Here is a 25,141-nt window from a genome sequence, read left to right as displayed (position 1 = left end):
GGCTCACGGTATTCGGTTTGCAGGTCAGGCCTTTGGGGGCGCTGCGCCCCCATCGCCGTCAAGCCGGCTCCCACAGCAACGCATGGACATTGTGGGAGCCGGCTTGCCGGCGAAAGGGCTGCATGGCAGCCCCAGCGGTCGTTGCCTCAGCGCTGCTCGATCGGCACGAACTGGCGCTGCTCGACGCCGACGTACTCGGCGCTCGGGCGGATGATGCGGTTGTTGGCGCGCTGCTCGAACACGTGCGCGGCCCAGCCGGTCAGGCGCGAGCAGACGAAGATCGGGGTGAACAGCTTGGTCGGGATGCCCATGAAGTGGTACGCCGAGGCGTGGTAGAAGTCGGCGTTGGGGAACAGGCGCTTCTGCTCCCACATGGTCTTGTCGATGGCTTCGGAGACCGGGTACAGGACCTTGTCGCCCACTTCGTCGGCCAACTGCTTGGCCCAGCCCTTGATCACCTCGTTGCGCGGGTCGGACTCTTTGTAGATGGCATGACCGAAGCCCATGATCTTGTCCTTGCGCTCGAGCATGCGCAGCAGCTCGGCAGTGGCTTCCTGCGGGCTCTGGAAGCGCTCGATCAACTCCATGGCCGCCTCATTGGCACCACCGTGCAGCGGACCGCGCAGCGAGCCGATGGCGGCGGTCACGCAGGAGTACAAATCGGACAGGGTCGAGGCGCAGACCCGGGCAGTGAAGGTCGAGGCGTTGAATTCGTGCTCGGCGTAAAGGATCAGCGAGACGTTCATCACCTTGACGTGCAGCTCGCTGGGCCTCTTGCCGTGCAGCAGGTGCAGGAAGTGGCCGCCCAGGGTGTCTTCGTCGCTGCTGCAGTCGATACGCACGCCGTGGTGGGTGTAGCGGTACCAGTAGCACATCACCGCCGGGAACAGCGCCAGCAGGCGGTCGGTCTTATCGCGCTGGGTGTCGAAGGTCAGCTCGGGCTCCAGGGTACCGAGCACCGAGCACCCGGTACGCATCACGTCCATCGGGTGTGCATCGCGCGGGATGCGCTCGAGCACTTCCTTCAGCGCTTGCGGCAGGTCGCGCAGCCCCTTGAGCTTGCGCTTGTAGTCGACAAGCTCGGCCTTGCTCGGCAGCTCGCCGTATAGCAGCAGGTAGGCCACTTCCTCGAACTCGGCGCCTGCGGCCAGGTCGCGCACGTCATAGCCGCGGTAGGTCAGGCCGGCGCCGGCCTGGCCGACGGTCGACAGCGCGGTCTGGCCGGCCACCTGGCCACGCAGGCCCGCCCCACTGAGTACTTTTGCTTCGGCCATAGTGTTTCTCCTTTCTTGAATTTGTTATCGAAGTCTTGCTGGCTAATCCTGGTGATTCGTACCGGCCCTGTCGCAGGGCCGGTACAGGCATTCGCTTACCCTTTCTTCTGCGCGAACAATGCATCGAGGCTCTGCTCGAAGGCGTGGTAGCCGATGGCATCGTAGAGCTCCATGCGGGTCTGCATGGTGTCGATCACGTTCTTCTGGGTGCCGTCGCGGCGCAGCGCGGTGTAGACGTTCTCGGCCGCCTTGTTCATGGCGCGGAAGGCCGACAGCGGATAGAGCACCAGTGACACGTCGACCGAAGCCAGTTCCTCGGTGGTGTACAGCGGCGTGGCGCCGAACTCGGTGATATTGGCCAGGATCGGCGCCTTCACCCGTTCGGCGAAGGTCTTGTACATGTGCAATTCGGTGATCGCCTCGGGGAAAATCATGTCGGCGCCAGCCTCGACGCAGGCGGCGGCACGATCCAGCGCGGCATTGAGACCTTCCACCGCCAGGGCATCAGTGCGCGCCATGATCACGAAGCTGTCATCGCTGCGAGCATCCACGGCCGCCTTGATGCGGTCGACCATCTCCTGCTGCGAGACGATCTCCTTGTTCGGGCGGTGGCCGCAGCGCTTGGCTCCGACCTGGTCCTCGATATGGATCGCGGCGGCGCCGAACTTGCTCATCGACTTGACGGTGCGGGCGACGTTGAAGGCCGAGGCGCCGAAGCCGGTGTCGACATCCACCAGCAGCGGCAGGTCGCACACGTCGGTGATGCGCCGCACGTCGGTGAGCACGTCATCCAGGCCGCTGATACCCAGGTCCGGCAAGCCCAGGGAGCCGGCGGCGACACCGCCACCGGAGAGGTAGATGGCCTTGAAACCGGCGCGCTTGGCCAGCAAGGCGTGGTTGGCGTTGATGGTCCCGACCACCTGCAGCGGATGTTCGGCGGCGACCGCGTCACGGAAACGCTGGCCGGGCGTGCTCTTCACTGTCATGACTCACCTCGTGGGCTATTGTTGTCGGCACCCTGGTAGTGGCGCTCGATATTGCGTTTGGACGCGCCGATGTGGCGGCGCATCAGGAGTTCTGCTAGCTCACCGTCGTGGGCTTCGATGGCATCGAGGATACGGTGGTGCTCGGCGAAGGCCTGGCGCGGGCGGTTGGGCGTGGAGGAGAACTGGATGCGGTACATCCGCACCAGTTGGTACAGCTCGCCGCAGAGCATCTTGTACAAGGTCTGGTTGCCGCTGCCCTGGATGATCCGGTAGTGGAAGTCGTAATCGCCTTCCTGCTGGTAGTAGCCCTGCCCGGCCTGGAACGCTGCATCGCGCTCATGGGTATCGAGCACATGGCGCAGTTCGTCGATGGCGGCCTGGCTCATGCGCTCGGCGGCCAGGCGGCAGGCCATGCCTTCGAGCGACTCACGGATTTCGTACAGTTCGATCAGCTCGGCGTGGCTCAGCGATACCACCCGGGCGCCGACATGCGGCACGCGCACCAGCAGGCGCTGGCCTTCGAGACGGTGGATGGCCTCGCGCAGCGGGCCGCGGCTGATGCCGTAGGTGCGCGCAAGTTCAGGCTCGGAAATCTTGCTGCCAGGGGCGATCTCGCCCTTGACGATGGCGGCCTGGATACGCCGAAAGACATGCTCAGAGAGGGTCTCGGTCTCGTCCTGCGGCACTGCCACGGCCTGGGATACATCCAGCATGATTGTCGACACCTTGCAAATCGATGACGGCAAAACTAGCTAAATAGACAGCCACAGTCAAAGACAAAAAGAACATTGTCGACAATCGTCTAATAACGAACTAACCAAGCCTAGCCGCGGTCAGATCGCGGGCGCGCTGGCGTCAAGGCACCGGCGTGATAGAATGCCGCGCTCCTTCGGGAGCATGGATAGTGTGTCTGTCATCATTTCATGCCCATGACAGATCAATGAGGACGCTTGGCCAGTCGCCTTGCCCTGAACTTTGCACAGCACCGCGCCAGGATTATGAGACTCAAACCCGCTTCATTGCTGCTCTGCCTGACCCTGCTGCCGGCACTCGCGCCCGCGGCCGAAAAGACCGTGTACGGTCTCAACGAATACGCCCGCCTGGGCGACCTTGACCTGGAAGTGGCAGCCAAGCTCGATACCGGCGCCAAGACCGCCTCGCTCAGTGCCCGCGACATCAAGCGCTTCAAGCGCAACGGCGAGAGCTGGGTGCGCTTCTACCTGGCCATCGACGCCGCGCACAAGCACCCCATCGAACGCCCCCTGGCCCGCGTCAGCAAGATCAAGCGCCGCGCCGGGGACTATGACGCCGACTCGGGCAAGGCCTACACTGCGCGTCCAGTCATCGAACTCGACATCTGCATGGGCCAGACGCGACGCACCATCGAGGTCAACCTCACCGACCGCAGCGCCTTCCAGTTCCCGCTGCTGATCGGCTCCGAGGCCCTCAAGCACTTCGGTGCGCTGGTCGACCCAAGCCTTAAATACGCGGCCGGCAAACCTGCCTGTGCCACCGAAGCTCCCAAAGCAGAGTAATTCCGATGCGCTCTCTTACCCTCCACCTGAAAGTCCTGATCACCGTCCTGGTGGTGCTGGGCATCGCGATCACGGCCTACCAGATCTTCGCCCTCGGCATCCCGGTGACCGAGGACGAGACCGATGACCTGTGGAACATCGACGCCAAGGTCGAGTTCGTTGCCAGCGCCAAGGACCCGGTCAAGGTGCAGATGTTCGTGCCCCCACTGAACCGTGACTACGTGAGCCTCAACGAGAGCTTCATCTCCAACAACTATGGCGTCAGCGTCAACCGCGCCGACGGAAACCGCAAGGTGACCTGGTCGGCCCGTCGCGCCAGCGGCAACCAGACTCTTTACTACCGCCTGGTGCTGACCAAGCGCTACAGCACCGAGAAGGCCAAGATCAAGGGCCCGACCTTCCGCGACAGCCTGGCGGTCGAAGGCCCGGAGAAAATCGCCGCCGAAGCACTGATGGCACCGATCCGCCAGCACTCGGCCGACGTCGAGACCTTCGTCAGCGAGACCATCAAGCGCGTCAACAACGCCAACGACGACAACGCCAAGCTGCTGCTGGCCGGCGACAACTCGCCACTGAAGAAAGCCCAGGTCATCGACTTGCTGCTGTCCATCGCCCACGTTCCGCTGGAGAAGGTCCACACCATCCGCCTGGTGGCCGACACCCCACAGAGTCCCGAGCTGTGGCTGCGCAGCTTCAACGGCAACGACTGGCTGTACTTCAACCCGGAAACCGGCGAGCAAGGCCTGCCCAGCGACCGCCTGCTGTGGTGGACCGGCGACGACAACCTGATCACCGTCGATGGAGGCAAGAAGGCCACCGTCACCTTCAGCATGAACAACAGCGAGATGAACGCCATCCGCCTGGCCAAGCTGACCGACGAGAACACCGACGCCGACTTCCTCGAATACTCGCTGTACGGCCTGCCGCTGCAGACCCAGCAGACCTTCATGATCATGGTGATGATCCCGATCGGCGTGCTGGTGATCCTGGTGCTGCGCAACCTGATCGGCATCCAGACCCTGGGCACCTTCACCCCGGTGTTGATCGCCCTGGCCTTCCGCGAGACGCAACTGGGCTTCGGCATCATTCTGTTCACGGTGATCACCGCCCTGGGCCTGTCGCTGCGCTCGTACCTGGAACACCTCAAGCTGCAGATGCTGCCCCGCCTGTCGGTGGTATTGACCTTCGTCGTGGTGCTGATCGCCGCCATCAGCCTGTTCAGCCACAAGCTGGGCCTGGAACGCGGCTTGTCGGTGGCGCTGTTCCCGATGGTGATCCTGACCATGACCATCGAACGCCTGTCGATCACCTGGGAAGAACGTGGCGGCGGCCATGCCATGAAAGTGGCCGTCGGCACCCTGTTCGCCGCCTCCATCGCGCACCTGCTGATGACCGTGCCGGAAGCCGTGTACTTCGTCTTCACCTTCCCGGCGGTGCTGCTGATCCTGGTGGGCTTCATGCTGGCGATGGGTCGCTACCGCGGCTACCGCCTGACCGAGCTCGTGCGCTTCAAGGCATTCCTGAAGAAGGCTGACGCCTGATGTTCGGCCTGATCAAGACGTGGAAAGCCCTGGAGGCCCGGGGCATCATGGGCATCAACCGGCGCAACGCTGACTACGTGTTGAAGTACAACAAGCGCCACCTGTACCCGATCGTCGACGACAAGATCATTACCAAGGAGCGCGCCCTGGCGGCCGGCATCCATGTGCCGGAGATGTACGGCATCATCGAGACCGAGAAGCAGATCGAGAAGCTCGACGAGATCATCGGCGGGCGCAGCGACTTCGTCATCAAGCCGGCCCAGGGCGCCGGCGGTGACGGCATCCTGGTGATCGCCGACCGCTTCGAGGACCGCTACCGCACGGTTTCGGGCAAGATCATCAGCCACGAGGAGATCGAGCACCAGATCTCCAGCATCCTTACCGGCCTGTATTCGCTGGGCGGGCACCGCGACCGCGCGCTGATCGAGTACCGGGTCACCCCGGACCAGATCTTCAAGAGCATCAGCTATGAGGGCGTGCCCGACATCCGCATCATCGTGCTGATGGGCTACCCGGTGATGGCCATGCTGCGCTTGCCGACCCGCCAGTCCGGCGGCAAGGCCAACCTGCACCAGGGCGCCATCGGCGTCGGCGTGGACCTGGCCACCGGCCTGACGCTGCGCGGCACCTGGCTGAACAAGATCATCAGCAAGCACCCCGACACCACCAACGCGGTCGACGGCGTGCAACTGCCGAACTGGGACGGCTTCATGAAGCTTGCCGCCAGTTGCTACGAGCTGTGCGGCCTGGGCTACATCGGTGTGGACATGGTGCTGGACCAGGACAAGGGCCCGCTGATCCTCGAGCTCAACGCCCGCCCCGGCCTGAACATCCAGATCGCCAACGACTGCGGGCTCACGCAACGCACCCACGCCATCGAGGCGCACCTGGAGATGCTGGCCAAGGAAGGTCGCAGCGAGGATGCCGAGCAACGCGTGAAGGTCTCGCAAGGCCTGTTCGGACACGTTCATCCGCAGTGATGCTCGGGGGCTGCTCTGCAGCCCTTTGCGGTTCGTCGTCACTACAAGCCAGTTCCCACAAGGATCACACACCACCTGTGGGAGCTGGCTTGTCGTGACGACGAACCGCGGCGAAAGGGTCGCATAGCGACCCCGAGGCGAGACACAACATGCGAATGTCGCTGCCGACGCTAGGCGCATCCCCCCCACAGGTCTACAATCGCCCTCCTCGCTTTTTCATCGCCGTCCACTCTGATGCCGACCTGTACGCTGCACCCCCTGCCCTACCAGCCCGACCCCGCCTTCTACTTCGAACGCCTGCGCCGCGCGCCCGGCGCGATCCTGCTCGACAGCGCCCGTCCGGGTGCCGAACGCGGTCGCTACGACCTGCTCAGCGCCTGGCCCCTGCAACAGCTGCAGGCACACAGCGATGAAGACGGCCAGGTTTACCTGCAGCGCCTGCGCCAGGCACTGGCGGACCTTGGGGAAGCCCGACTGCCCGAGGGCATAGAGCTGCCCTTCGCCGGCGGCCTGATCGGCTACCTGAGCTACGACTTTGGCCGGCGCCTGGAGCAATTGCCGACGCACGCTGTCGACGACCTCGGCCTGCCCGACGCCCGGCTGGGGCTGTATGCCTGGGCACTGGTGTCCGACCATCGGCTGTGCAGGAGCCAGCTGGTGTTCCACCCGCGCCTGCCCGAGGACGAACGGCAACGGCTCATCGCGTTGTTCGAGGCCAGCACCCCGGGCGATAGCGGTGACTTCCACCTGCTGGCCCCCATGACCGGCGACCTTCGCCCCGAGCAGTACCGGGGGGCGTTCGATCAGGTGCAGCGCTACATCCAGGCCGGCGACTGCTACCAGATCAACCTCACCCAGCGCTTCCGCGCACCCTGCCAGGGCGACCCATGGCGCGCCTACCAGGCCCTGCGCGCCGCCTGCCCGACACCGTTTTCCGGCTACCAGCAGCTGGATGAAGGCACAGCCCTGCTGAGCTTCTCGCCCGAACGCTTCATCCACGTCAGCCAAGGCGAGGTCGAGACCCGGCCGATCAAAGGTACCCGCCCGCGCTCTGCCGACCCCGCCGAGGACGCCCGCAACGCTGCCGAGTTGCTAGCCAGCCCCAAGGACCGCTCGGAAAACCTGATGATCGTCGACCTGCTGCGCAATGACATCGGCCGCACCTGCCAGATCGGCTCGGTGAAGGTGCCGGAGCTGTTCAGCCTGGAGAGCTACCCCAACGTCCACCACCTGGTCAGCAGCGTGGTCGGCCACCTGGCCGCCGACAAGGATGCCCTGGATCTGATTGCAGGCAGCTTCCCCGGCGGCTCGATCACCGGCGCTCCAAAAATCCGCGCCATGCAGATCATCGATGAGCTGGAACCGACACGCAGAACCCTGTACTGCGGCTCGCTGCTATACCTCGACGTGCGCGGCGAGATGGACAGTTCGATCGCCATCCGCAGCCTGCTGGTCAAGGACGGTCAGGTCAGTTGCTGGGGCGGTGGCGCGGTGGTGGCTGATTCGGATTGGCAGGCCGAATACGAAGAGTCGATCGCCAAGGTGCGCGTGCTGATGGAAACGCTGCAAGCCTTGTAGAACTCCGTGGGAGCGGGTTGCCCCGCGATCGCCAGGCGTCTGCCCCGCCATTTTTTGTTACCATCTGACCACTACGAGCGCACAGCGCCACTCACCCGATGGAAACCGCCTGATGAGCCAACCCTTCGACGTCGCCGCCCTGGCCGCGACCTACGCCAGCAAGTCCCCGCAGGAGATCCTCAAGCTCGCCTTCGAACACTTCGGCGACGAGCTGTGGATCTCCTTCAGCGGTGCCGAGGATGTGGTGCTGGTGGACATGGCCTGGAAGCTGAACAAACAGGTCAAGGTGTTCAGCCTCGATACCGGTCGCCTGCACCCGGAAACCTACCGCTTCATCGACCAGGTGCGCGAGCAGTACAACCTGCCGATCGAAATCCTCAGCCCGAACCGCGATAAGCTCGACCCGTTCGTCAAGGAAAAGGGCCTATTCAGCTTCTACAAGGACGGCCATGGCGAGTGCTGCGGCATCCGCAAGATCGAGCCGCTGCGCCGCAAGCTGGCCACCGTGAGCGCCTGGGCCACCGGCCAACGTCGCGACCAGAGCCCCGGCACCCGCAGCCAGGTGGCGGCCCTGGAAATCGACAGCGCCTTTTCAACTCCCGAACGCCCCCTGTACAAGTTCAACCCGTTGGCGCAGATGACCAGCGAGGAAGTCTGGGGCTATATCCGCATGCTCGAACTGCCCTACAACAGCCTGCACGAGCGCGGCTTCATCAGCATCGGCTGCGAGCCGTGCACTCGCCCGGTGCTGCCGAACCAGCATGAGCGCGAAGGACGCTGGTGGTGGGAGGAGTCGACCCAGAAGGAATGCGGGTTGCACGCGGGCAACCTGATCAGCAAGGCATAAACGACTGGGGCCGCAAAGCGGCCCCAGTTATTTCAGGTCAGTGCACCGGCAGCTCGACACCCTCGAACAGCTCTTCGAGCTCCTGCTTGTTGTGGCACTGGATCGCCTTGGCCATCACCTCGCGAGTCAGGTGCGGCGCGAACTTCTCGATGAAGTCGCACATGAAACCACGCAGGAAGGTGCCGCGACGGAAGCCGATCTTGGTGATGCTGGCCTCGAACAACTCGCTGGCATCCAGGCACACCAGGTCGCTGTCGAGTTTCGGGTCCACCGCCATCTTGGCCACGATACCCACGCCCAGGCCCAGGCGCACATAAGTCTTGATCACGTCGGCGTCGGCGGCGGTGAACACCACCTTCGGCGTCAGGCCACGGTGGTTGAACGCCTCGTCGAGCTTGGAACGGCCAGTGAAGCCGAATACATAGGTGACGATCGGATACTCGGCCACTGACTCCAGGGTCAGCTTCGGCAGCTTGGTCAGTGGGTGCCCCTGAGGCACTACCACGCAACGGTTCCACTTGTAGCACGGCATCATGATCAGATCGCCGAACAACTCAAGGGCTTCGGTGGCAATGGCGAAGTCGACGGTACCGTCGGCCGCCATCTCGGCGATCTGCATCGGCGAGCCCTGGTGCATGTGCAGGGCGACTTCCGGGTATTGCTTGATGAAGTTGCTGATCACCGGCGGCAGCGCATAGCGCGCCTGGGTATGGGTGGTGGCGATCGACAATGTGCCTTTCTTCTCGTTGGAGAATTCCTGGGCGATCTGCTTGATGCTCTCGACCTTGCGCAGAATCTCGCCGGCGGTACTGATGATGCGCTCGCCCGCTGGGGTGACGCGAGTCAGATGCTTGCCACTGCGGGCGAAGACTTCGACGCCCAGCTCATCCTCGAGCAGGCGAATCTGCTTGCTGATGCCAGGCTGGGAGGTGTAGAGGCTCTGCGCCGTCGCGGAAACGTTGAGGTCATGGTGCGCTACTTCCCAGATGTAGCGCAGTTGCTGAAGCTTCATAGATATCCCTCAAAGGCGGTAGGTCACCGGCGCGCCGGCAGCGACGAGTTATAACTATATTAGTGGCTTGAGAAATAAATCTAGAACTATTTTGTTACGTCCGCAGGAAAACGCCCTACCGCCAGGCTCACACTTTCCTACGTCCAAGATGCTGGGCCAACGGCACCATGTACACCGGCACCGGCGACAGTTGCAGCAGCCGCACGGCCGTGCGACCGATCGGCACATCCACTCCCGCCCCTGCACTGTGGCTGCCGAAAATCAGCAGATCGACCGCCAGGCGCTGGGCCTGTTCGAGGATCACCTGGGCAGGGTCCCCCTGACGCACCCGTACTGCACGGATCAGCGCCAGGTCGGCGACCTCACCCAGCTCTTCGCGAAAGTTCTCCAGCACCCGCTGCTCGATGTTGGCCATGACGGTATTGACGCCCTCACTGTGCAACGTGTCGAGGGTTTGTTCGTCCAGGTAACTTTGCAGCAAGGATTCAGCGAACTGCCCCATAGGCTCCACGGCATGAATCACATACAGCTCTGCGTTGAAGGTCCGCGCCAGGGCCAGAGCGTGCTGCATGATGAAGGGCGCATACACACCGAGGTCCGTGGCGAACAGCATGGAACGGATCATTCGACCTCCTCGACTGCCGCGACGGCAGAGCAAGCTTGAGCTTAGCAGCGCCATGGACAGCCGCCTGGCCGTCCGGCGCAGGGCCACCGCGACCTTCAGGCCGAGCGGTTGCGCCGGTCGATAAACATAAGGGCCTGATATAGCGCCTGCATGCGCGGCAGCTCGCAACCAGCCGCACGGGCACGGGCCAAGGGTTCGGCGTAGATTGCCTGCAGTTCCAACGGCCGCTGCAAGGCATGATCGTGGTACATGCTTGGCCAGTAGTCCGGCATCTTCTCGGTGACGCGGAACAGGTGCTCGGCGTAACCCGCCGGCAGCTCACGGCCACAGGCCTTGGCGCCCGCCACCACTTCGGCCATCAACGCCTGGATCAGCGCACGGCTGTCGGCATCGCTCATCAAAGGTGTGGTGCTGGCCTGCAGCAGCACCGAAAGGCCGTTGTAGGGCACGTTCCACACCAGCTTCTGCCACCGCGCCTGGTCGAGGTCGGCCATGGCCTGGGAATCGATGCCCGCAGCCCGGAACAGCGCCGCTCCCTCCTCCACCACGACCGCTGCATCATCTGGTGCGGGCCCACTGTGATAGCCAAGGTTCACCGCGCCCAGCGACTGGTGACGAATCACCCCGGGGCGCTCGCGGTTGACACAGATGAAGCACAACCCGCCCAGCAGGTGCATGTCCGGGCGCAAGGCCGGGCGCAGTTGCTCCTCGACCCCAAGGCCGTTCTGTAGCAATACCACCCTGGCCTGCGGTGCTGCGGCTTGTACGATCAAGGGCGCCAGTTCGGCATTGCTGGTGGCTTTGGCCCCTACCAGTAGCCAGTCGCAAGGCGGCATGTCGGCGGCAGAGGCGTAGGCCTGCACGGACATGCGCACCTGACCATGCACGGCGCTGTCTAGCTGCAGCCCCTGCTCACGCACGACCTGATATTCACTGCGCAGCAGAAAGTGTACGTCGAAACCGGCTCGGGCCAGCATCACGCCATAGAAGCCACCGATTGCGCCGCTGCCGATGATGCCGATGCGGGGATTGCCCACCTGAGGGTCGAGGGATGCCATGCAGTGCTCCTGGTCAAGAGTCATTGTTATTGGTCAGCCACTATACCCAGGTGTCGCTGCCACGGCGAAATCATCCCGCAGGGCAGCGAGCTCGCGCCCAAATGCCGCTTGCCAGGCAAAAACCCCGTATCGACGGGCCCAGCCCATTGTCGCGCCCCCGCTAACGCGCTAAGGTTCGGCCTCCCCGCTGCGAACAATCTGCTGCTGGGCCGCACGGGGATTGCTGGCGGCCGGCACCCGTGACCTGACGAGTAACACGATGGCTGATTTACCGATCGATGACCTTAACGTTGCCTCCAACGAGACCTTGATCACCCCTGATCAGCTCAAGAAGGAAATTCCCCTCAGCACCAAGGCCCTGCAGACCGTGACTGCCGGCCGTGAAGTGGTGCGCAATATCCTCGACGGCAAGGACCATCGCCTGTTCGTGGTGGTCGGCCCCTGCTCGATCCATGACATCAAGGCCGCCCACGAGTATGCCGAGCGCCTGAAGGTACTGGCTGAGGAGGTTTCCGACACTCTGTATCTGGTCATGCGCGTGTACTTTGAGAAGCCACGCACCACTGTCGGCTGGAAGGGCCTGATCAACGATCCGTACCTGGATGACTCATTCAAGATCCAGGACGGCCTGCACATTGGCCGCCAGTTGCTGCTGGATCTGGCCGAGATGGGCCTGCCCACCGCCACCGAAGCACTCGACCCGATCTCCCCGCAGTACCTGCAGGACCTTATCAGCTGGTCGGCCATTGGCGCACGCACCACAGAATCCCAGACCCACCGCGAAATGGCCTCCGGCTTGTCCTCGGCGGTCGGCTTCAAGAACGGTACCGATGGCGGCCTGACCGTGGCGATAAACGCCCTGCAGTCAGTCTCCAAGCCCCATCGTTTCCTGGGCATCAACCAGGAAGGTGGTGTCTCCATCGTCACCACCAAGGGCAACGCCTACGGCCACGTTGTGCTGCGCGGCGGCAACGGTAAACCCAACTATGACTCGGTGAGTGTCGCACTGTGCGAACAAGACCTGGTCAAGGCCAAGATCAAGCCAAACATCATGGTCGACTGCAGCCACGCCAATTCCAACAAGGACCCGGCCCTGCAGCCGCTGGTCATGGAGAACGTGGCCAACCAGATCCTCGAAGGCAACCAGTCGATTATCGGCCTGATGGTCGAGAGCCACCTGAACTGGGGCTGCCAGGCCATTCCGAAGAATCTCGACGAGTTGCAGTATGGGGTGTCGGTTACCGACGCCTGCATCGACTGGGCCGCTACCGAAAAGACCCTGCGCAGCATGCACGCCAAGCTCAAGGATGTGCTGCCCAAGCGCCAGCGCGGCTGAAAACTGCGCATAAATGAAAACGCCGGGCAATACCCGGCGTTTTCATATGCGTGCTGTCAGGTCAGGCCTTGCTTGAATGACGCTGCTGGCGCTCCATGTAGCGTTCGACGTAGGAGCACGAGGGGATGACCGTGTAGCCCATCTGCTCAGCGTACTCCAAGGCCTTTTCGGTCAACGCGGCGGCGATCCCGCGCCCTCGCAGGGCGTTGGGCACGAAAGTGCGATAGATATCCAGCGTCTGCTTGCCCAGATCCATGTAGGTCAGGTAAGCCCGGTGACCATCCACGGTGGTCTCGAACTGATGACCGGCCTGGTCATGGTGGATGGTCAGCGTTTCGCTCATCACTACTCCTCGCAGGTCTTGTCGGCAGACCCTTACCTTACCGATGTGGTTTATCCGGCGGAGGAACCTCTAGGCTTTGTGCTAAAAGTGCCTGCGCGACGATAATGCTGCGTTGAAAACAGGCTGGTGGCCAGCCCGGTCGGAATGCTCATTTGCAACCAGCAAAGTCGAGCGCGACTCCGACCGTCCCTCGCCTGTTTTCGCCTTGCCTGATAGCCGCTCGGCGACTTTTCGCGCAAAGCCTACGCCACCTGTTGCTCCTTGGACAGCAGCGCGACCTGGAACGTTCTGCGCCGATGGCACCCTCAAATAGTAGGCGGCGCCAGCAAGAATGCTCAAGCCACCCTGAATGAAAATGCTGACAGCAACGTCTGTATGGCCAGGTAACAGCAACCGGATGTTGTAGGGCTAAGACGTTCACGGACAGTTAAAGTCACCCTTAGTTCAACAAAAAAGTTCCGGTACTACAGTCGCTTGCGAACGCTGGTGCAGGTTTTCACAGTTTGTTTACAAAACCGCCGCTGCAGCCCTCGGCAGCATTTTTTTTGCAGTTCTTGCGCTCAGTCAGTTTACTTACTACAAGTAATGGGTACTATGTACGCCGGCCAGTTTCTCTTTTCCGAGAGATGGCTATTTTATAGAAAGTCCTTGAAGGGGAACACGATGAACAACGTTCTGAAATTCTCTGCTCTGGCTCTGGCCGCAGTTCTGGCTACCGGTTGCAGCAGCGTATCCAAAGAAACCGAAGCTCGCCTGACTGCTACCGAAGACGCAGCAGCTCGCGCCCAGGCTCGTGCAGACGAAGCCTACCGCAAAGCTGACGACGCTCTGGCAGCTGCTCAGAAGGCTCAGCAGACCGCTGACGAAGCCAATGAGCGCGCTCTGCGTATGCTGGACAAAGCCAGCCGCAAGTAATAATCCTCACGGATTGTTATGGAGCCGACCCACTTGTGGGTCGGCTTTTTTATTGCCTGATAGAAAACCTGTTGCTGCAAGACCAAGCAACAGAGACCGCCTCGCAGCCCATCCCGCTACACGCCCACTCCTACAGGACAGCGCACGCATGCCTTCAGAAGCGGGTTTGAACCGAGGTGGGCCGCATGGCGGCCCCTAAGAAAAGTGCCCTGCTAGTTACCGGCGGGCAACCGCTTACTGCAGTTCCGGCGGAATGCTCGACACCATCGGCGCGCTTGCACCGTTGGTGGGCACGGCGATCTCGACCGGCATGCCATCTTCGGCAGCGACCACATCGCGGACCATGTCCCAGTTCATACGCAAGTTGTTGGCCAGGTCTTCACGCTTGAGCAGCGCATTGATGACCGCGGTGTGCTTGTCGACCACCGACGGATTGCCGTGATCGTCCAGCGGTGTGTGGGCTTCCAGATACACTTTGCCAGCACTGATACCGAACTTGTAAGGCTCATTGATGATGCGTACCGGCGTGCCCACCGGGACCATCTTCGACAGCGTCAGCACATTGTTGTTGAGCATACGGAAGCAGCCGTGGCTGGTGCGCATGCCGATACCGAACTTCTTGTTCGACCCGTGAATCAGGTAGCCCGGCACTCCCAGGGTGAACTTGAACGGCCCCAGCGGGTTGTCCGGCCCGGCCGGTACCACCGCCGGCAGGATGTCGCCATCGGCGGCGTGCTCGGCACGGATCGAGGCCGGCGGGGTCCAGGTCGGATTAGGCGTCTTGGCGGTGATCTTGGTGTTCGCGATCGGCGACCCCCAGCCCTCGCGACCGATACCCAACGGGAAGGTATGCACCACGTTCTGCCCTTTCGGGTAGTAGTAGAGCCGGTACTCGGCCAGGTTGATGACGATGCCTTCACGCGGCCCCGGCGGCAGGATGTAACGGGTCGGCAGGATAATCTCGGTACCAGCGCCCGGCAGCCAGGGATCGACGCCCGGGTTGGCGGCGATCATCTCCAGGTAGCCAAGGTCGTTCGCGGTACCGATGTCGGCGAAGGTGTCTTCGTACTTGGCCTGGATGGTGTGAACCTGGCCAACTACGTCCTCCCCCGGGGGTGGCAACGGCAGTTCCAGCGCAACAGCAGGGCCTGTCGCCAGCAAGGCGGCCAGGGTCAGGCTACGAGTGACGGCGGGAAAGCGCGGCAACATCCGGTAAATCCTTCGAAAGGTCAGTCAAGGGATACGATTGTACACCCGCGTCGAAACAAGCGGGAGGCGCAAGCATTTCAGATGATGAAAGGCGCTCAGAGCTCCGGCCACACCGGGCGCATGCCTCGCCGTTGAGCATCCAGGATTGCCTTGCACAGCTTACACAGGCGCTCATCACGGTAGATGGCTCGCTCGACCCCTGACCAACGCGGCTGCGCGGGCAGCAGGCTGCCGCACAAGGTACGGTCGACGGGCACGCCGAGTTCGAGCTGGCGGGCCGCGAGGTGAATACGCACTTCCTGGCAGGCAAACAGGTCGAGCTGCTCATCGGGCTCGATCAGTTGATAGGCGTAAAGGGACCAGGCGGGGCGCGGCATTGGGGGCACTCGAAACGGGGGGCGCAACATTATCCGAAAGCGGCCCCCGATAAAAGCGTCACAGCAAGGGTTTTATCGCCGGCCAGGCATTTTCCAGCAGGCGCTGCTGGGCGGCCGCAGCCGGATGGATGCCATCGGCCTGCATCAGCTCCGCAACCCCGCCAACGCCCTCGAGGAAGAACGGCACCAGCGGCACCTTCTTATCGACCGCCAGTTGTTCATAGACCTGGGCGAACGCCGTGGTGTAGCGCACGCCGTAGTTCGGCGGCAGGCGCATGCCCAGCAGCACCACCTTGGCACCGGACTGGCGGGACTGGTCGATCATCGTGGCAAGATTCTGTTGCAATTGTTGCGGCGACTGTCCGCGCAGGCCGTCGTTGCCTCCAAGTTCCAGAACCACAAGATCCGGCTTGTGCGTCGCAAGCAGCGCAGGCAGCCGCGCCTGGCCGCCTGCACTGGTGTCGCCGCTAATCGAGGCATTGACCACCTGATCGTCGAAACCCTCCTTCTTCAATTGTTGTTGCAACAGGCTGACCCACCCCTGGCGGGTATCCAGGCCAAAACCAGCGCTGATACTATCCCCTACGACCAGCAATGTTCCCGCCGCCGCGCCCTGGGCCAGGCAACACAGGGCGAGGCCGGCACTCAACCACCACATTCGCATCGGATTCTCCATGGGCCCCAGCATTCTCGTTGCGCAGAACCTTAGCAAAGTGGTCCCCAGCGCGGAAGGCGACCTGACCATCCTCCACGCCCTCTCCCTTGACCTCGCCCGGGGCGACAGCCTGGCTATCGTAGGCGCCTCCGGTTCCGGCAAGTCGACGCTACTGGGCCTGCTCGCCGGGCTCGACCGCCCCAGCGCCGGCAAAGTCATCCTCGCCGGCCACGACCTCGGCCCCCTCGACGAGGACCAACGCGCCCGGGTGCGCGCCGAGCACGTCGGCTTCGTGTTCCAGTCGTTCCAGTTGCTCGACAGCCTCAACGCCCTTGAGAACGTCATGCTGCCGCTGGAGCTCGACGGACGGCGCGATGCCCGCGAGCATGCCCGCGACCTGCTCGAGCGGGTCGGCCTGGGTAAACGCCTGAGCCACACGCCGCGCCAGCTCTCCGGTGGCGAACAGCAGCGGGTGGCCATCGCCCGTGCCTTCGCCGCGCAGCCCGCAGTGCTGTTCGCCGACGAGCCCACCGGCAACCTCGACAGTCACACCGGCGAGCGCATCAGCGACCTGTTGTTCGAACTGAACCAGGAGCGCGGCACCACCCTGGTGCTGGTAACCCACGACGAACGCCTGGCCATGCGCTGCCGCCGCCTGATCCGCCTGGATGCCGGACGCCTGGTGGCGCCCCTGGAGCCCTGATGACCGGTCTATCATTCCCGCGAATGTGTGCCCTGGCACTGCGTCAGTTGCTGCGCGACACTCGCGCCAGCGAAGTTCGGGTGCTGTTCTTCGCATTGCTGGTGGCGGTAGCGGCCAGTACCGCCATCGGCTATTTCGGCGCCCGCCTCAACGGCTCCATGCAGTTGCGCGCCAGCGAGTTCCTCGGCGCCGACCTGGTCTTGCAAGGCAGCGCCCCGCCCAGCGCCCAGCAGATTGCCGATGGCACCGCGCTGGGCCTGGACCATGCGCGAGTGGTGGAATTCACCAGCGTCGTCGGTGGCGACAGCGGCATCCAGCTTTCCAGCATCAAGGCGGCCGACCCCGCCTACCCGCTGCGCGGCCAATTGCGCAGCGCCCCGGCTCCCTACGCCGAGGAAGCGCCCGGCGGTGGCCCGGCGCCGGGTGAAGCCTGGGTCGAACCGCGCCTGCTCGCGGCGCTTGGCCTGGCCATCGGCGACAGCATCGACGTGGGCATGAAGACCCTGCGCATGAGCCGCGTGCTGACCTATGAGCCTGACCGCGCCGGCAACTTCTACAGCCTTACGCCGCGAGTGCTGATGAACCTCGCCGATCTGGACGCCACCGGCGTGATCCAGCCTGGCAGCCGAGTCAGCTACCGCGATCTGTGGCGTGGTGATATCGATGCCTTGCAAAAGTACCGGCAGACGGCGGAGAAAAGCCTGGCCGCCAACCAGCGCCTGCTCGACACCCGCGATGGTAACCGGCAGATCGGCGGCGCACTGGGCAAGGCCGAGCGTTACCTGAACATGGCGAGCCTGGTGGCGGTGCTACTGGCCGGCATCGCCGTGGCCTTGTCGGCCAGCCGCTATGCCGCGCGGCGCCTGGATGCCAGTGCCCTGCTGCGCTGCCTGGGCTTGTCTCGGCACCAAGCCCTCGGCCTTTACAGCCTGCAACTGGCAATGCTCGGTGTCGCCGCCGCGGTCATCGGCGCGGTGCTCGGCTGGCTCGCCCAGTTGGGGTTGTTCCGCCTGCTGGAAGGCCTGCTGCCCAGCCAGGTGCCACCCGGTGGCCTCACCCCGGCGCTGGCCGGCATCGGCACTGGATTGGTTGCCCTGGCCGGCTTCGCCTTGCCGCCACTGGCAGCCCTGGGTCGCGTGCCGCCGCTGCGCGTGCTGCGCCGCGACCTGCTGCCACTGCCACCGAGCAGCTGGTTGGTTTACGGCGCCGCACTGCTTGCCCTGGGCCTGATCATGTGGCGCCTGAGCCTGGACTTGCTGCTGACCTTCGCCCTGCTCGGCGGGGGGCTGATCGCCGCCTTGCTGCTGGGTGGATTACTGTTGCTCGGCCTGCGCAGCCTGCGCCGGTTGCTGGCCGGCGCGCCGCTGGCCTGGCGGCTGGGGCTCGGGCAGTTGCTGCGCCACCCGCTGGCCGCCGCCGGCCAGGCCCTGGCCTTCGGCCTGATCCTCCTGGCAATGGGCCTGGTCGCCCTGCTGCGGGCGGAACTGCTCGACACCTGGCAGGCGCAGTTGCCCAAGGACGCACCCAATCATTTCGCCCTGAACATCCTGCCCGACGAGCGCCAGCCGTTCGCCGAGCGCCTGGCCCAGATCAACGCCACCGCCGCGCCGCTATACCCGGTAATTCCCGGCCGCCTGACCCATATCAACGAGCAGCCGGTACGCCAGCTGGTCAGCAAGGAGTCCACCGGCGAACGCGCCATCCAGCGCGACCTCAGCCTGACCTGGGCCGCCGAGCTGCCCCAGGGCAACGCCCTGAGCGCCGGCCAATGGTGGCAGCAGGCACCCGCCAACGATGAAGCCCCCGGGGTTTCAGTGGAGGCGGAGCTGGCGCAGAGCCTGCACCTGCAACTGGGCGACCTGCTGACCTTCGACATCGGCGGCCAGCAACGCCAGGCTCGAGTCAGCAGCCTGCGCAGCGTGCACTGGGACAGTTTCCAGCCCAACTTCTACATGATCTTCCAGCCGGGCACGCTGCAAGACCTGCCCACCACCTACCTCACCAGCTTCTACCTGGCGCCGGGCCACGACCAGGAAATCGTCGCGCTATCCCGGGCCTTCCCGGCAGTGACCGTGCTGCAGGTCGATGCACTGCTCGCCCAGCTGCGCAGCATCCTCGCCCAGGTCACCCTGGCAGTGGAGTACGTGCTGTTGTTCGTGCTGGCCGCAGGGCTGGCGGTACTGTTCGCTGGCCTGCAGGCAACCCTCGACGAACGCATTCGCCAAGGTGCCCTGCTGCGGGCGCTGGGGGCGGCACGCCCGCTGCTGGTCAAGGCAAGACGCATCGAGTTCGGTCTGCTCGGCGCCGCCAGCGGCCTGCTCGCGGCGCTGGGCTGCGAACTGATCAGTTGGGCGCTGTACCGCTATGCCTTCGATCTGCATTGGGCACCACACCCGTGGCTGTTGGCGCTGCCACTGGCCGGGGCGGTGCTGGTGGGCGGAGCTGGCGTGGTCGGCACCCGCCGCGCACTCAACGCTAGCCCGTTGGCAGTGCTGCGCGAGGGGTAAAGGCGCGCGCCCCGGCTCGTTGTGTCAAGGGTTGTAGCAAATCGAACAGACGTACCAGGTCGCTTCGCCCGTGGGCGTACGCACCACCACCTCGTCGCCCTCGGCTTTCTTGAGCAATGCCCGGGCCATGGGCGAATCGATGGAGATGTAGTCGTTGCGTCCGTGGATCTCGTCATAGCCGACGATGCGAAAGCGCAACTGTTCACCGTCGTCGTTCTCGATGTCCACCCAGGCGCCGAAGAACACCTTGCCCTCCTGCTGGGGTGAATACTCGACCACCTTGACGTCTTCCAGGCGCTTGCGCAGGTAACGCACGCGGCGGTCGATCTCGCGCAACAGCTTCTTGTTGTACTGGTAGTCGGCGTTCTCGCTGCGGTCGCCCAGCGAGGCAGCCCAGGTAACCTTCTGGGTGATTTCCGGACGATAGACCCGCCACAGGTGATCGAGCTCCTTTTTCAGAGCCGCGTGACCTTCGATGGTAATGATGTTGGTGCTCAACGACTGTCTCCTCAGCGCATCCACGGCAGGCGCAAGGCGCCCACCGAGAGACCGAGCTTAACGAAAAACGCCTGGCCGCGACACGCCGCTCAACGGCGGGTGATCAACCCCTGGCGGGCGATGCGGATGAGCTGGCCGATGACCTCGTCGGCATCCTGCGCCGCGGGAGCCTGGATCACGGCCAGGTCGAAGCGGTCGTTGCCGTACTGATCGAGCTGGTCACAGCTGTCGGAGAACTGGATGAGGAAGGCACAGGCCTGGCCCTTGCGCCGGGAGAAACCATCGAGATTGCGCAAAAGCGTGGGTTGATGCTGGCCGCCGAGCAGGATGCGCGGGGTACGGGAAGCCTGGTTATTGGCCAGGGGGGTCAAACAGACACTGGTACGTGGGCAACTCATGGAGTCTCTCTCCGCCTCGCTGATCCCGCTGGGCAGCGGTGGGAGGCGTCACCGAACCAGCGCTTTAGCGGTATTTCGGAAGACCCGTCGGGGCCCTTCCTGCGCCCCGCAAGTAGCTGTTTAAATCGGCGCAATCGGTATGCTAGAGGGACACGCCGCAAGTTACAAGCTGCAAGTCGATCGCTTTGACCACTCGCAGCTTGAGGCTTGAAGCTTGCAGCTTTGTTTCAGCGTGCGATCACACGGTCCAGCGACAGGCGGCCCGCGCCTTCGATCAGCACCGCCACGGTGCCGGCCAGCAGCGCCAGGGCGAACTCATAACCGTTGTTGGACATGAACAGCCCGTTGCCGATATGCACCGAAAATATCGCCACTACCAGGGTCACGCTCAGCGCCAGCGCAGCCGGGCGGGCCAAAAGGCCGACCACCAGCGCCAGGCCGCCAAATAATTCGGCGCTACCGGACAGCAGGGCCATGAGGTAGCCCGGAGCCAGGCCGATGCTTTCCATCCACTGGCCGGTGCCTTCCAGGCCGTAGCCACCGAACAGGCCGAAGAGTTTCTGCGCGCCATGGGCCATGAAGATGACACCGACCAGGATGCGCACGACGCTCAGGCCGTAGCCGGCGCGAGTGGTGAAAAGGGCTTTCAGGGAGTTGTTCATGAGTGCTTCCTTGTTTGAGCAGGTGTGTGTTGGATGGGCGCCATCATAATCAAACCATCGAATAAGAAAATCGCAATAATCGCGTAAATCATATCGAATAATTAGATTAACTAGCGCTTGGCCACCCGCTCCAGGGAGGCACGCTCGCGGTTGAACGCAAGGTAGTACTTGTTGACGCTGTTGACGAAGTTCACCGGCCCCATGCCCACCTGCTCCATGGCGATGCGCTCGGTCTGGAAGAACCACTGGTTGCCATTGAGCCCCCGGCGCCGGGCTTCGGCGCGCATGGCCTGGACTCGCTCCGGCCCGAGGTTGTAGGCGGCCAGGATGAACGCCATGCGCTCGCGCTCGTTGAGCCGGGGGCTGGCGAAGAACTTGCGGCGGATCAGCGCCAGGTAGCGGGCGCTGGCCTGGACGTTGCCATCCACCGTGGCGGTGTTGCTCACGCCTACCCGCTGGGCCGCCGACGGCGTGATCTGCATCAGCCCGTGGGCACCGCCGGTGCCTCGCGCCTTGGGATCGAGGGTGGACTCCTTGAACGCCAGGGCAGCCAGGTTGAGCCAGTCGAACTGCTGGTCGCCGCCATGCTTCTGCAGCACCGGGCGCAACGCGGCCAGGCGTTGGCGGTCCTGACGGGCCAATGGGTTGTGCACCCGGTACTGGCGCCGGTAGATACGCTCGAACGCCGCGTCCTGGTTGTCGGGAGCGCGGTAGGTGGCCAGGAAGCGGTCCACCGCCGTGCGCAACATCGGCGCATCCTTGCGCAGATACCAGCGCATGGCCTGGGGCGGAGCCAGCTGCAGCTTGCTGTCGACCCGCAGGCGCGGCATCACCCGCGCCCAGCGCTGGGCGATGGGACGCTCCACCACGGTCAGCGGGTAGATGCCCGCCTGGACCATCTCCAGCACATCCTCCACCGCCAGCGTCGGGTCAACCCACTCCACCTTGATCGGTGCCCGCTTGCGCAGCGCCAACTGCCGGTTGATCGCCTCGATCGCCGGCCCCGCGGCACTGGCGGTGGTCAGGGCGATGGTGCGCCCGGACAGCTGTTCGGCACGGTTGTAGCCGCGCTCGCCCTTGCGCCCGACCAGTTGCAGGGGAACCTGGTCGAGCACCGGGGCGCTGGCCTCGACGCCGCGCACCACGCCAGGGTCGAGCAGTTCACCGGGCGCGGCAAGATCGCCCTCGCCGCGCTGCAGCGCACCGAGTAACTGCTCCTTGGCGCGGGGGATGATCTTCAGGGTGATTTCCTGGCCGTCGGCGACCCGGGCATTGAGGGCGTGCTCCAGGGCACGCAGGCGGTAATACTCGATCCCGACCGGTTCACCCTTTACCTCGCCGGAACTGTTGCGGCTCTGGTTGACCAGCACCCGCAGCACCTTGCTCGAGCGGATCTGCGCCAGGTCACGGGCCGGGCTGGCAGGCACATGCTGTTGCGGCCCCGCTTCGCCGGCAGCGACCGGCCCGGAGGCCAGCAACCCGAACAGCAACAGGCTGGTGAAAAGGGTTCGCACCATGGCGGTAAGGGTCCGAGGGCGGTTGGCAGGCACCATGCGCTGTGATCGATCCGTGATAAATGACCGCAACAGACCACGGCAAACGTTTGAAGTTCTTGGTTTTTTCGCGATATCGCGGTTTTTGCTATGCTGGCCGCCCCGCGGCAAGAGGTAGCACCATGCAACTGATCGATATCGGCGTCAACCTGACCAACAGCAGTTTCCGCGACCAGCAGGCCGCTATCGTCGAGCGTGCCGTGGAAGCCGGCGTGGCACAGATGGTCCTCACCGGCACCAGTCTGGATGTCAGCGCCGAAGCGCTGGAACTCTGCCAACGCCTGGACGAGCCTGGCCAGCGTCTGTTCAGTACTGCCGGCGTGCATCCCCACGATGCCAGCCACTGGAGCGCTAACAGCGAACGTCAGCTGCGCGAACTGCTCGCCCAACCGCGGGTCGTGGCCGTGGGCGAATGCGGCCTGGACTTCAACCGCGACTTCTCCCCACGCCCCGCCCAGGAAAAGGCCCTGGAGGCGCAGCTGGCGCTGGCGGTCGAGTTGCGCCTGCCGGTGTTCCTTCACGAGCGCGAGGCCAGCGAACGCCTGCTGGCGATCCTCAGGAACTACCGCGACCACCTGAGCGCGGCGGTGGTGCACTGCTTCACCGGTGAACGCCAGGCACTGTTCGCCTACCTCGACCTGGACCTGCACATCGGCATCACCGGCTGGATCTGCGACGAGCGCCGTGGCACCCACCTGCACCCGTTGGTCGGCAACATCCCGGAAGGCCGCCTGATGCTGGAAAGCGACGCGCCCTACCTGCTGCCACGAAGCCTCAGGCCCAAGCCGAAGAACGGCCGCAACGAGCCCGCGTTCCTGCCCGAAGTGCTCCGCGAGGTGGCGCTGCACCGCGGCGAAACGGTGGAACACACCGCTGCCCACACCAGCGCCTGCGCCCGCGCGTTCTTTGGCCTGCCTGAGGTTTCTTGACGCATATCAACGAGGTCCCTGGCCTTGGCGGGCACAATGATGGCACCTTGCCAATAATGTTTCCGCCAACTCAGAGAAGACCTACCATGGGTGCCTGGCTTAGCAACGTTTCCCTCAAATACAAGTTCTGGGCCGTCAACGCAGTGGCCTTCGTCACCACGCTGATGCTGGTGCTCTATGCCGTGCACCTGGAGCAGCAGGCCCGCGCCGGCGGCGCCCAGGCGCAAGCGCAGGCCCAGGCCGAACTGCTCGCGGCCTGGCCCGCCGGGCAGGCGCTGCCAACGCAGGCCAACCTGATCACCTGGCGCAACGGCCAGACGCCGCAGTTTGCCGGCGAACCACTCGAGGCTCTGCGCGATGCCCAGGGCTGGGTCGAGCTGCCCAGTGCCTGGATCCTCGGCGACAACCCGCTGCGCGGCGCCCAGGTGCTGCGCCGGGACGAGCAGCACATCGCCGTGCTTGCCCAGTCCCCCAGCCTGCGCCAGGTCTATTTCGATCGCTTCAGCAACTATGCCGTGTGCGTACTGATCCTGATGCTGGCGATGCTGTGCGCCTCGCAGTTGCTGATCCGCTTCCTGCTCAGCCAGCTCAACACCCTCAAGGACGTGATGCTGCACGTGGAAAAAACCGGCGACCTGTCGGCCCGGGTACCGCTGGCCTGCGGCGACGAAGTCGGCCAGATGGCCGGTGCCTTCAACGCCATGCAGACCACTTACCACCGCGTGGTCAGCACCGTCGCGCGCACCGCCGCGCAGCTCGACTCGGGCGCCGCGCGCCTTGCCGGCAGCATGGACGAGGTGCGCCACGGCATGATCGGCCAACAGAGCGAGACTGACCAGGCGGCCACCGCGATCAACGAGATGACCGCCACGGTGCACCATATCGCCCAGCACGCCGGCGCCACCCGCGACCTGTCGCAGACCGCCGACACCCTGGCCGGCAGCGGCCAGGCGGTGGTCAGCCGCGTGCAGGACTCGATTGCCGGGCTGTCCAGCGGTGTGCAGCAGACTGCCGAGATGATCCGCCAGCTGGCTGACGACAGCCAGAAGATCAATGGCGTGGTGGGGGTCATCCACAGCATCGCCGAACAGACCAACCTGCTTGCCCTCAACGCCGCCATCGAGGCCGCCCGGGCCGGCGACCTGGGCCGGGGCTTCGCCGTGGTCGCCGACGAAGTGCGCAACCTGGCCAAGCGTGTGCAGACCTCCACCGACGAGATCACCACCATGGTCGCCGACCTGCAGGCCGGCACCCGCGACGCAGTGGATTTCATGCAGGAAAGCTCGTACAAGGCCGACGATTGCGTCAAGCAGGCGCGCGAGGCCGGCGAGGCCCTGGCCGAGATCACCAGCGCCGTGGCGCAGATGCGCGAAAGCAACACGCAGATCGCCGTGGCCGCCGAGCAGCAGAGCCAGGTGGCCGAGGAGATGAATCGCGCCGTCGTCAGTATCCGCGACGTGACCGAAGAGACCGTGCAGCAGACCGTGGGCTCGGCCACCACCAGCAGCGAATTGGCGACCCTCGCCGGCGAACTGAACAAGGCCATCGGCCAGCTCAAGCTCTGACCCTCACTGGCTATGGTCACCATAGCCAGCCTCGATTGGCCCCCATGCGGGGGCC

General features: G+C 64.2%; 25 protein-coding genes. 11 read left to right on the top strand and 14 right to left on the bottom strand.

Annotation, left to right across the window (positions count from 1 at the left end; all coding sequences use genetic code 11):
* Positions 1–146 precede the first annotated feature (146 nt).
* The 3 genes from prpC to C3F42_RS27145 all read right to left on the bottom strand — a co-directional run bounded on the left by prpC (position 147) and on the right by C3F42_RS27145 (position 2,973).
* A complete protein-coding gene (gene prpC / locus C3F42_RS27155; RefSeq protein WP_104445118.1) occupies positions 147–1,274 on the bottom strand; it encodes a 2-methylcitrate synthase in 1,128 nt (375 codons plus the stop codon).
* Between the two features lie 95 nt (positions 1,275–1,369).
* Complete coding sequence (prpB, locus tag C3F42_RS27150) at positions 1,370–2,260, bottom strand: methylisocitrate lyase (RefSeq protein ID WP_094011297.1); 891 nt, start codon at positions 2,258–2,260, stop codon at positions 1,370–1,372.
* Positions 2,257–2,973: a GntR family transcriptional regulator gene (locus C3F42_RS27145; RefSeq protein WP_094011296.1), complete on the bottom strand. Its 717-nt coding sequence runs from the start codon at positions 2,971–2,973 to the stop codon at positions 2,257–2,259. Before C3F42_RS27145 ends, prpB begins: the two co-directional genes overlap by 4 nt.
* 285 nt (positions 2,974–3,258) lie before the next feature.
* Here C3F42_RS27145 and C3F42_RS27140 point away from each other — a divergent pair, with 285 nt between their 5' ends.
* The 5 genes from C3F42_RS27140 to C3F42_RS27120 all read left to right on the top strand — a co-directional run bounded on the left by C3F42_RS27140 (position 3,259) and on the right by C3F42_RS27120 (position 8,741).
* Entirely contained in the window at positions 3,259–3,795 is a 537-nt protein-coding gene (locus tag C3F42_RS27140) for an ATP-dependent zinc protease (protein ID WP_023629916.1), read from the top strand.
* A gap of 5 nt (positions 3,796–3,800) precedes the next feature.
* The gene (locus C3F42_RS27135; RefSeq protein ID WP_046854910.1) at positions 3,801–5,336 is read left to right on the top strand and encodes an inactive transglutaminase family protein; all 1,536 of its coding nucleotides are present in this window, start codon (positions 3,801–3,803) and stop codon (positions 5,334–5,336) included.
* Positions 5,336–6,316: an alpha-L-glutamate ligase-like protein gene (locus C3F42_RS27130; protein WP_038706442.1), complete on the top strand. Its 981-nt coding sequence runs from the start codon at positions 5,336–5,338 to the stop codon at positions 6,314–6,316. Before C3F42_RS27135 ends, C3F42_RS27130 begins: the two co-directional genes overlap by 1 nt.
* Before the next feature lie 234 nt (positions 6,317–6,550).
* The gene (gene pabB, locus C3F42_RS27125; protein ID WP_104445117.1) at positions 6,551–7,894 is read left to right on the top strand and encodes an aminodeoxychorismate synthase component I; all 1,344 of its coding nucleotides are present in this window, start codon (positions 6,551–6,553) and stop codon (positions 7,892–7,894) included.
* Positions 7,895–8,006: 112 nt separating this feature from the next.
* Positions 8,007–8,741: a phosphoadenylyl-sulfate reductase gene (locus C3F42_RS27120; RefSeq protein WP_094011294.1), complete on the top strand. Its 735-nt coding sequence runs from the start codon at positions 8,007–8,009 to the stop codon at positions 8,739–8,741.
* 37 nt (positions 8,742–8,778) lie between these two features.
* Here C3F42_RS27120 and cysB read toward each other — a convergent pair whose 3' ends face one another.
* The 3 genes from cysB to C3F42_RS27105 form a co-directional block, all read right to left on the bottom strand.
* Positions 8,779–9,753 carry an HTH-type transcriptional regulator CysB gene (cysB, locus tag C3F42_RS27115; protein ID WP_094011293.1) on the bottom strand — a complete coding sequence of 325 codons (975 nt, stop codon included), beginning with the start codon at positions 9,751–9,753 and terminating at the stop codon, positions 8,779–8,781.
* Positions 9,754–9,880: 127 nt separating this feature from the next.
* Positions 9,881–10,378, bottom strand: coding sequence for a universal stress protein (locus C3F42_RS27110; protein ID WP_023630447.1), 498 nt, complete (start codon positions 10,376–10,378; stop codon positions 9,881–9,883).
* Between the two features lie 95 nt (positions 10,379–10,473).
* Positions 10,474–11,436 carry a putative 2-dehydropantoate 2-reductase gene (locus C3F42_RS27105; RefSeq protein WP_094011292.1) on the bottom strand — a complete coding sequence of 321 codons (963 nt, stop codon included), beginning with the start codon at positions 11,434–11,436 and terminating at the stop codon, positions 10,474–10,476.
* A 259-nt stretch (positions 11,437–11,695) separates the two neighbouring features.
* Between C3F42_RS27105 and C3F42_RS27100 the strand changes: the two genes are divergently transcribed.
* Positions 11,696–12,772, top strand: a complete 1,077-nt coding sequence (locus tag C3F42_RS27100; RefSeq protein WP_031315035.1) for a 3-deoxy-7-phosphoheptulonate synthase — start codon at positions 11,696–11,698, stop codon at positions 12,770–12,772.
* Between the two features lie 61 nt (positions 12,773–12,833).
* Here C3F42_RS27100 and C3F42_RS27095 read toward each other — a convergent pair whose 3' ends face one another.
* The gene (locus tag C3F42_RS27095; protein ID WP_031315036.1) at positions 12,834–13,115 is read right to left on the bottom strand and encodes a GNAT family N-acetyltransferase; all 282 of its coding nucleotides are present in this window, start codon (positions 13,113–13,115) and stop codon (positions 12,834–12,836) included.
* Positions 13,116–13,778: 663 nt separating this feature from the next.
* Between C3F42_RS27095 and oprI the strand changes: the two genes are divergently transcribed.
* On the top strand, positions 13,779–14,030 hold the full coding sequence (gene oprI, locus C3F42_RS27090; RefSeq protein ID WP_003259780.1) for an outer membrane lipoprotei OprI: 252 nt from the start codon (positions 13,779–13,781) through the stop codon (positions 14,028–14,030).
* A 234-nt stretch (positions 14,031–14,264) separates the two neighbouring features.
* Here the strand turns inward: oprI and C3F42_RS27085 are convergent, their stop codons facing one another.
* The 3 genes from C3F42_RS27085 to C3F42_RS27075 all read right to left on the bottom strand — a co-directional run bounded on the left by C3F42_RS27085 (position 14,265) and on the right by C3F42_RS27075 (position 16,280).
* Complete coding sequence (locus tag C3F42_RS27085; RefSeq protein WP_023630451.1) at positions 14,265–15,239, bottom strand: L,D-transpeptidase family protein; 975 nt, start codon at positions 15,237–15,239, stop codon at positions 14,265–14,267.
* Between the two features lie 95 nt (positions 15,240–15,334).
* Positions 15,335–15,616, bottom strand: coding sequence for a hypothetical protein (locus tag C3F42_RS27080; protein ID WP_023630452.1), 282 nt, complete (start codon positions 15,614–15,616; stop codon positions 15,335–15,337).
* 58 nt (positions 15,617–15,674) lie between these two features.
* The gene (locus C3F42_RS27075) at positions 15,675–16,280 is read right to left on the bottom strand and encodes an arylesterase (RefSeq protein ID WP_177182908.1); all 606 of its coding nucleotides are present in this window, start codon (positions 16,278–16,280) and stop codon (positions 15,675–15,677) included.
* 10 nt (positions 16,281–16,290) lie between these two features.
* On the opposite strand from C3F42_RS27075, the gene C3F42_RS27070 reads away from it, so the two are divergent.
* Positions 16,291–16,974 (top strand): ABC transporter ATP-binding protein, encoded by a 684-nt coding sequence (locus C3F42_RS27070; protein ID WP_038706445.1) that lies wholly within the window; start codon positions 16,291–16,293, stop codon positions 16,972–16,974.
* Entirely contained in the window at positions 16,974–19,481 is a 2,508-nt protein-coding gene (locus C3F42_RS27065; protein ID WP_094011290.1) for an ABC transporter permease, read from the top strand. The genes C3F42_RS27070 and C3F42_RS27065 overlap by 1 nt, the downstream gene beginning before the upstream one ends.
* 24 nt (positions 19,482–19,505) lie before the next feature.
* Here C3F42_RS27065 and greB read toward each other — a convergent pair whose 3' ends face one another.
* The 4 genes from greB to C3F42_RS27045 form a co-directional block, all read right to left on the bottom strand.
* The gene (gene greB / locus C3F42_RS27060; protein WP_023631683.1) at positions 19,506–19,979 is read right to left on the bottom strand and encodes a transcription elongation factor GreB; all 474 of its coding nucleotides are present in this window, start codon (positions 19,977–19,979) and stop codon (positions 19,506–19,508) included.
* An 89-nt stretch (positions 19,980–20,068) separates the two neighbouring features.
* The gene (locus C3F42_RS27055; RefSeq protein ID WP_023631682.1) at positions 20,069–20,377 is read right to left on the bottom strand and encodes a hypothetical protein; all 309 of its coding nucleotides are present in this window, start codon (positions 20,375–20,377) and stop codon (positions 20,069–20,071) included.
* Positions 20,378–20,604: 227 nt separating this feature from the next.
* Positions 20,605–21,039, bottom strand: a complete 435-nt coding sequence (locus C3F42_RS27050) for a DoxX family protein (protein ID WP_094011289.1) — start codon at positions 21,037–21,039, stop codon at positions 20,605–20,607.
* A gap of 110 nt (positions 21,040–21,149) precedes the next feature.
* Positions 21,150–22,556, bottom strand: coding sequence for a transglycosylase SLT domain-containing protein (locus tag C3F42_RS27045; RefSeq protein ID WP_038707578.1), 1,407 nt, complete (start codon positions 22,554–22,556; stop codon positions 21,150–21,152).
* Positions 22,557–22,714: 158 nt separating this feature from the next.
* Here C3F42_RS27045 and C3F42_RS27040 point away from each other — a divergent pair, with 158 nt between their 5' ends.
* Positions 22,715–23,521: a TatD family hydrolase gene (locus tag C3F42_RS27040; RefSeq protein WP_104445116.1), complete on the top strand. Its 807-nt coding sequence runs from the start codon at positions 22,715–22,717 to the stop codon at positions 23,519–23,521.
* A gap of 86 nt (positions 23,522–23,607) precedes the next feature.
* Positions 23,608–25,086 (top strand): methyl-accepting chemotaxis protein, encoded by a 1,479-nt coding sequence (locus C3F42_RS27035; RefSeq protein ID WP_038706447.1) that lies wholly within the window; start codon positions 23,608–23,610, stop codon positions 25,084–25,086.
* Positions 25,087–25,141 lie beyond the last annotated feature (55 nt).

Source organism: Pseudomonas sp. PONIH3 (assembly GCF_002934345.1).
GTDB lineage: Bacteria > Pseudomonadota > Gammaproteobacteria > Pseudomonadales > Pseudomonadaceae > Aquipseudomonas > Aquipseudomonas soli.
This window is presented reverse-complemented; position numbering and strand designations above follow the sequence as displayed.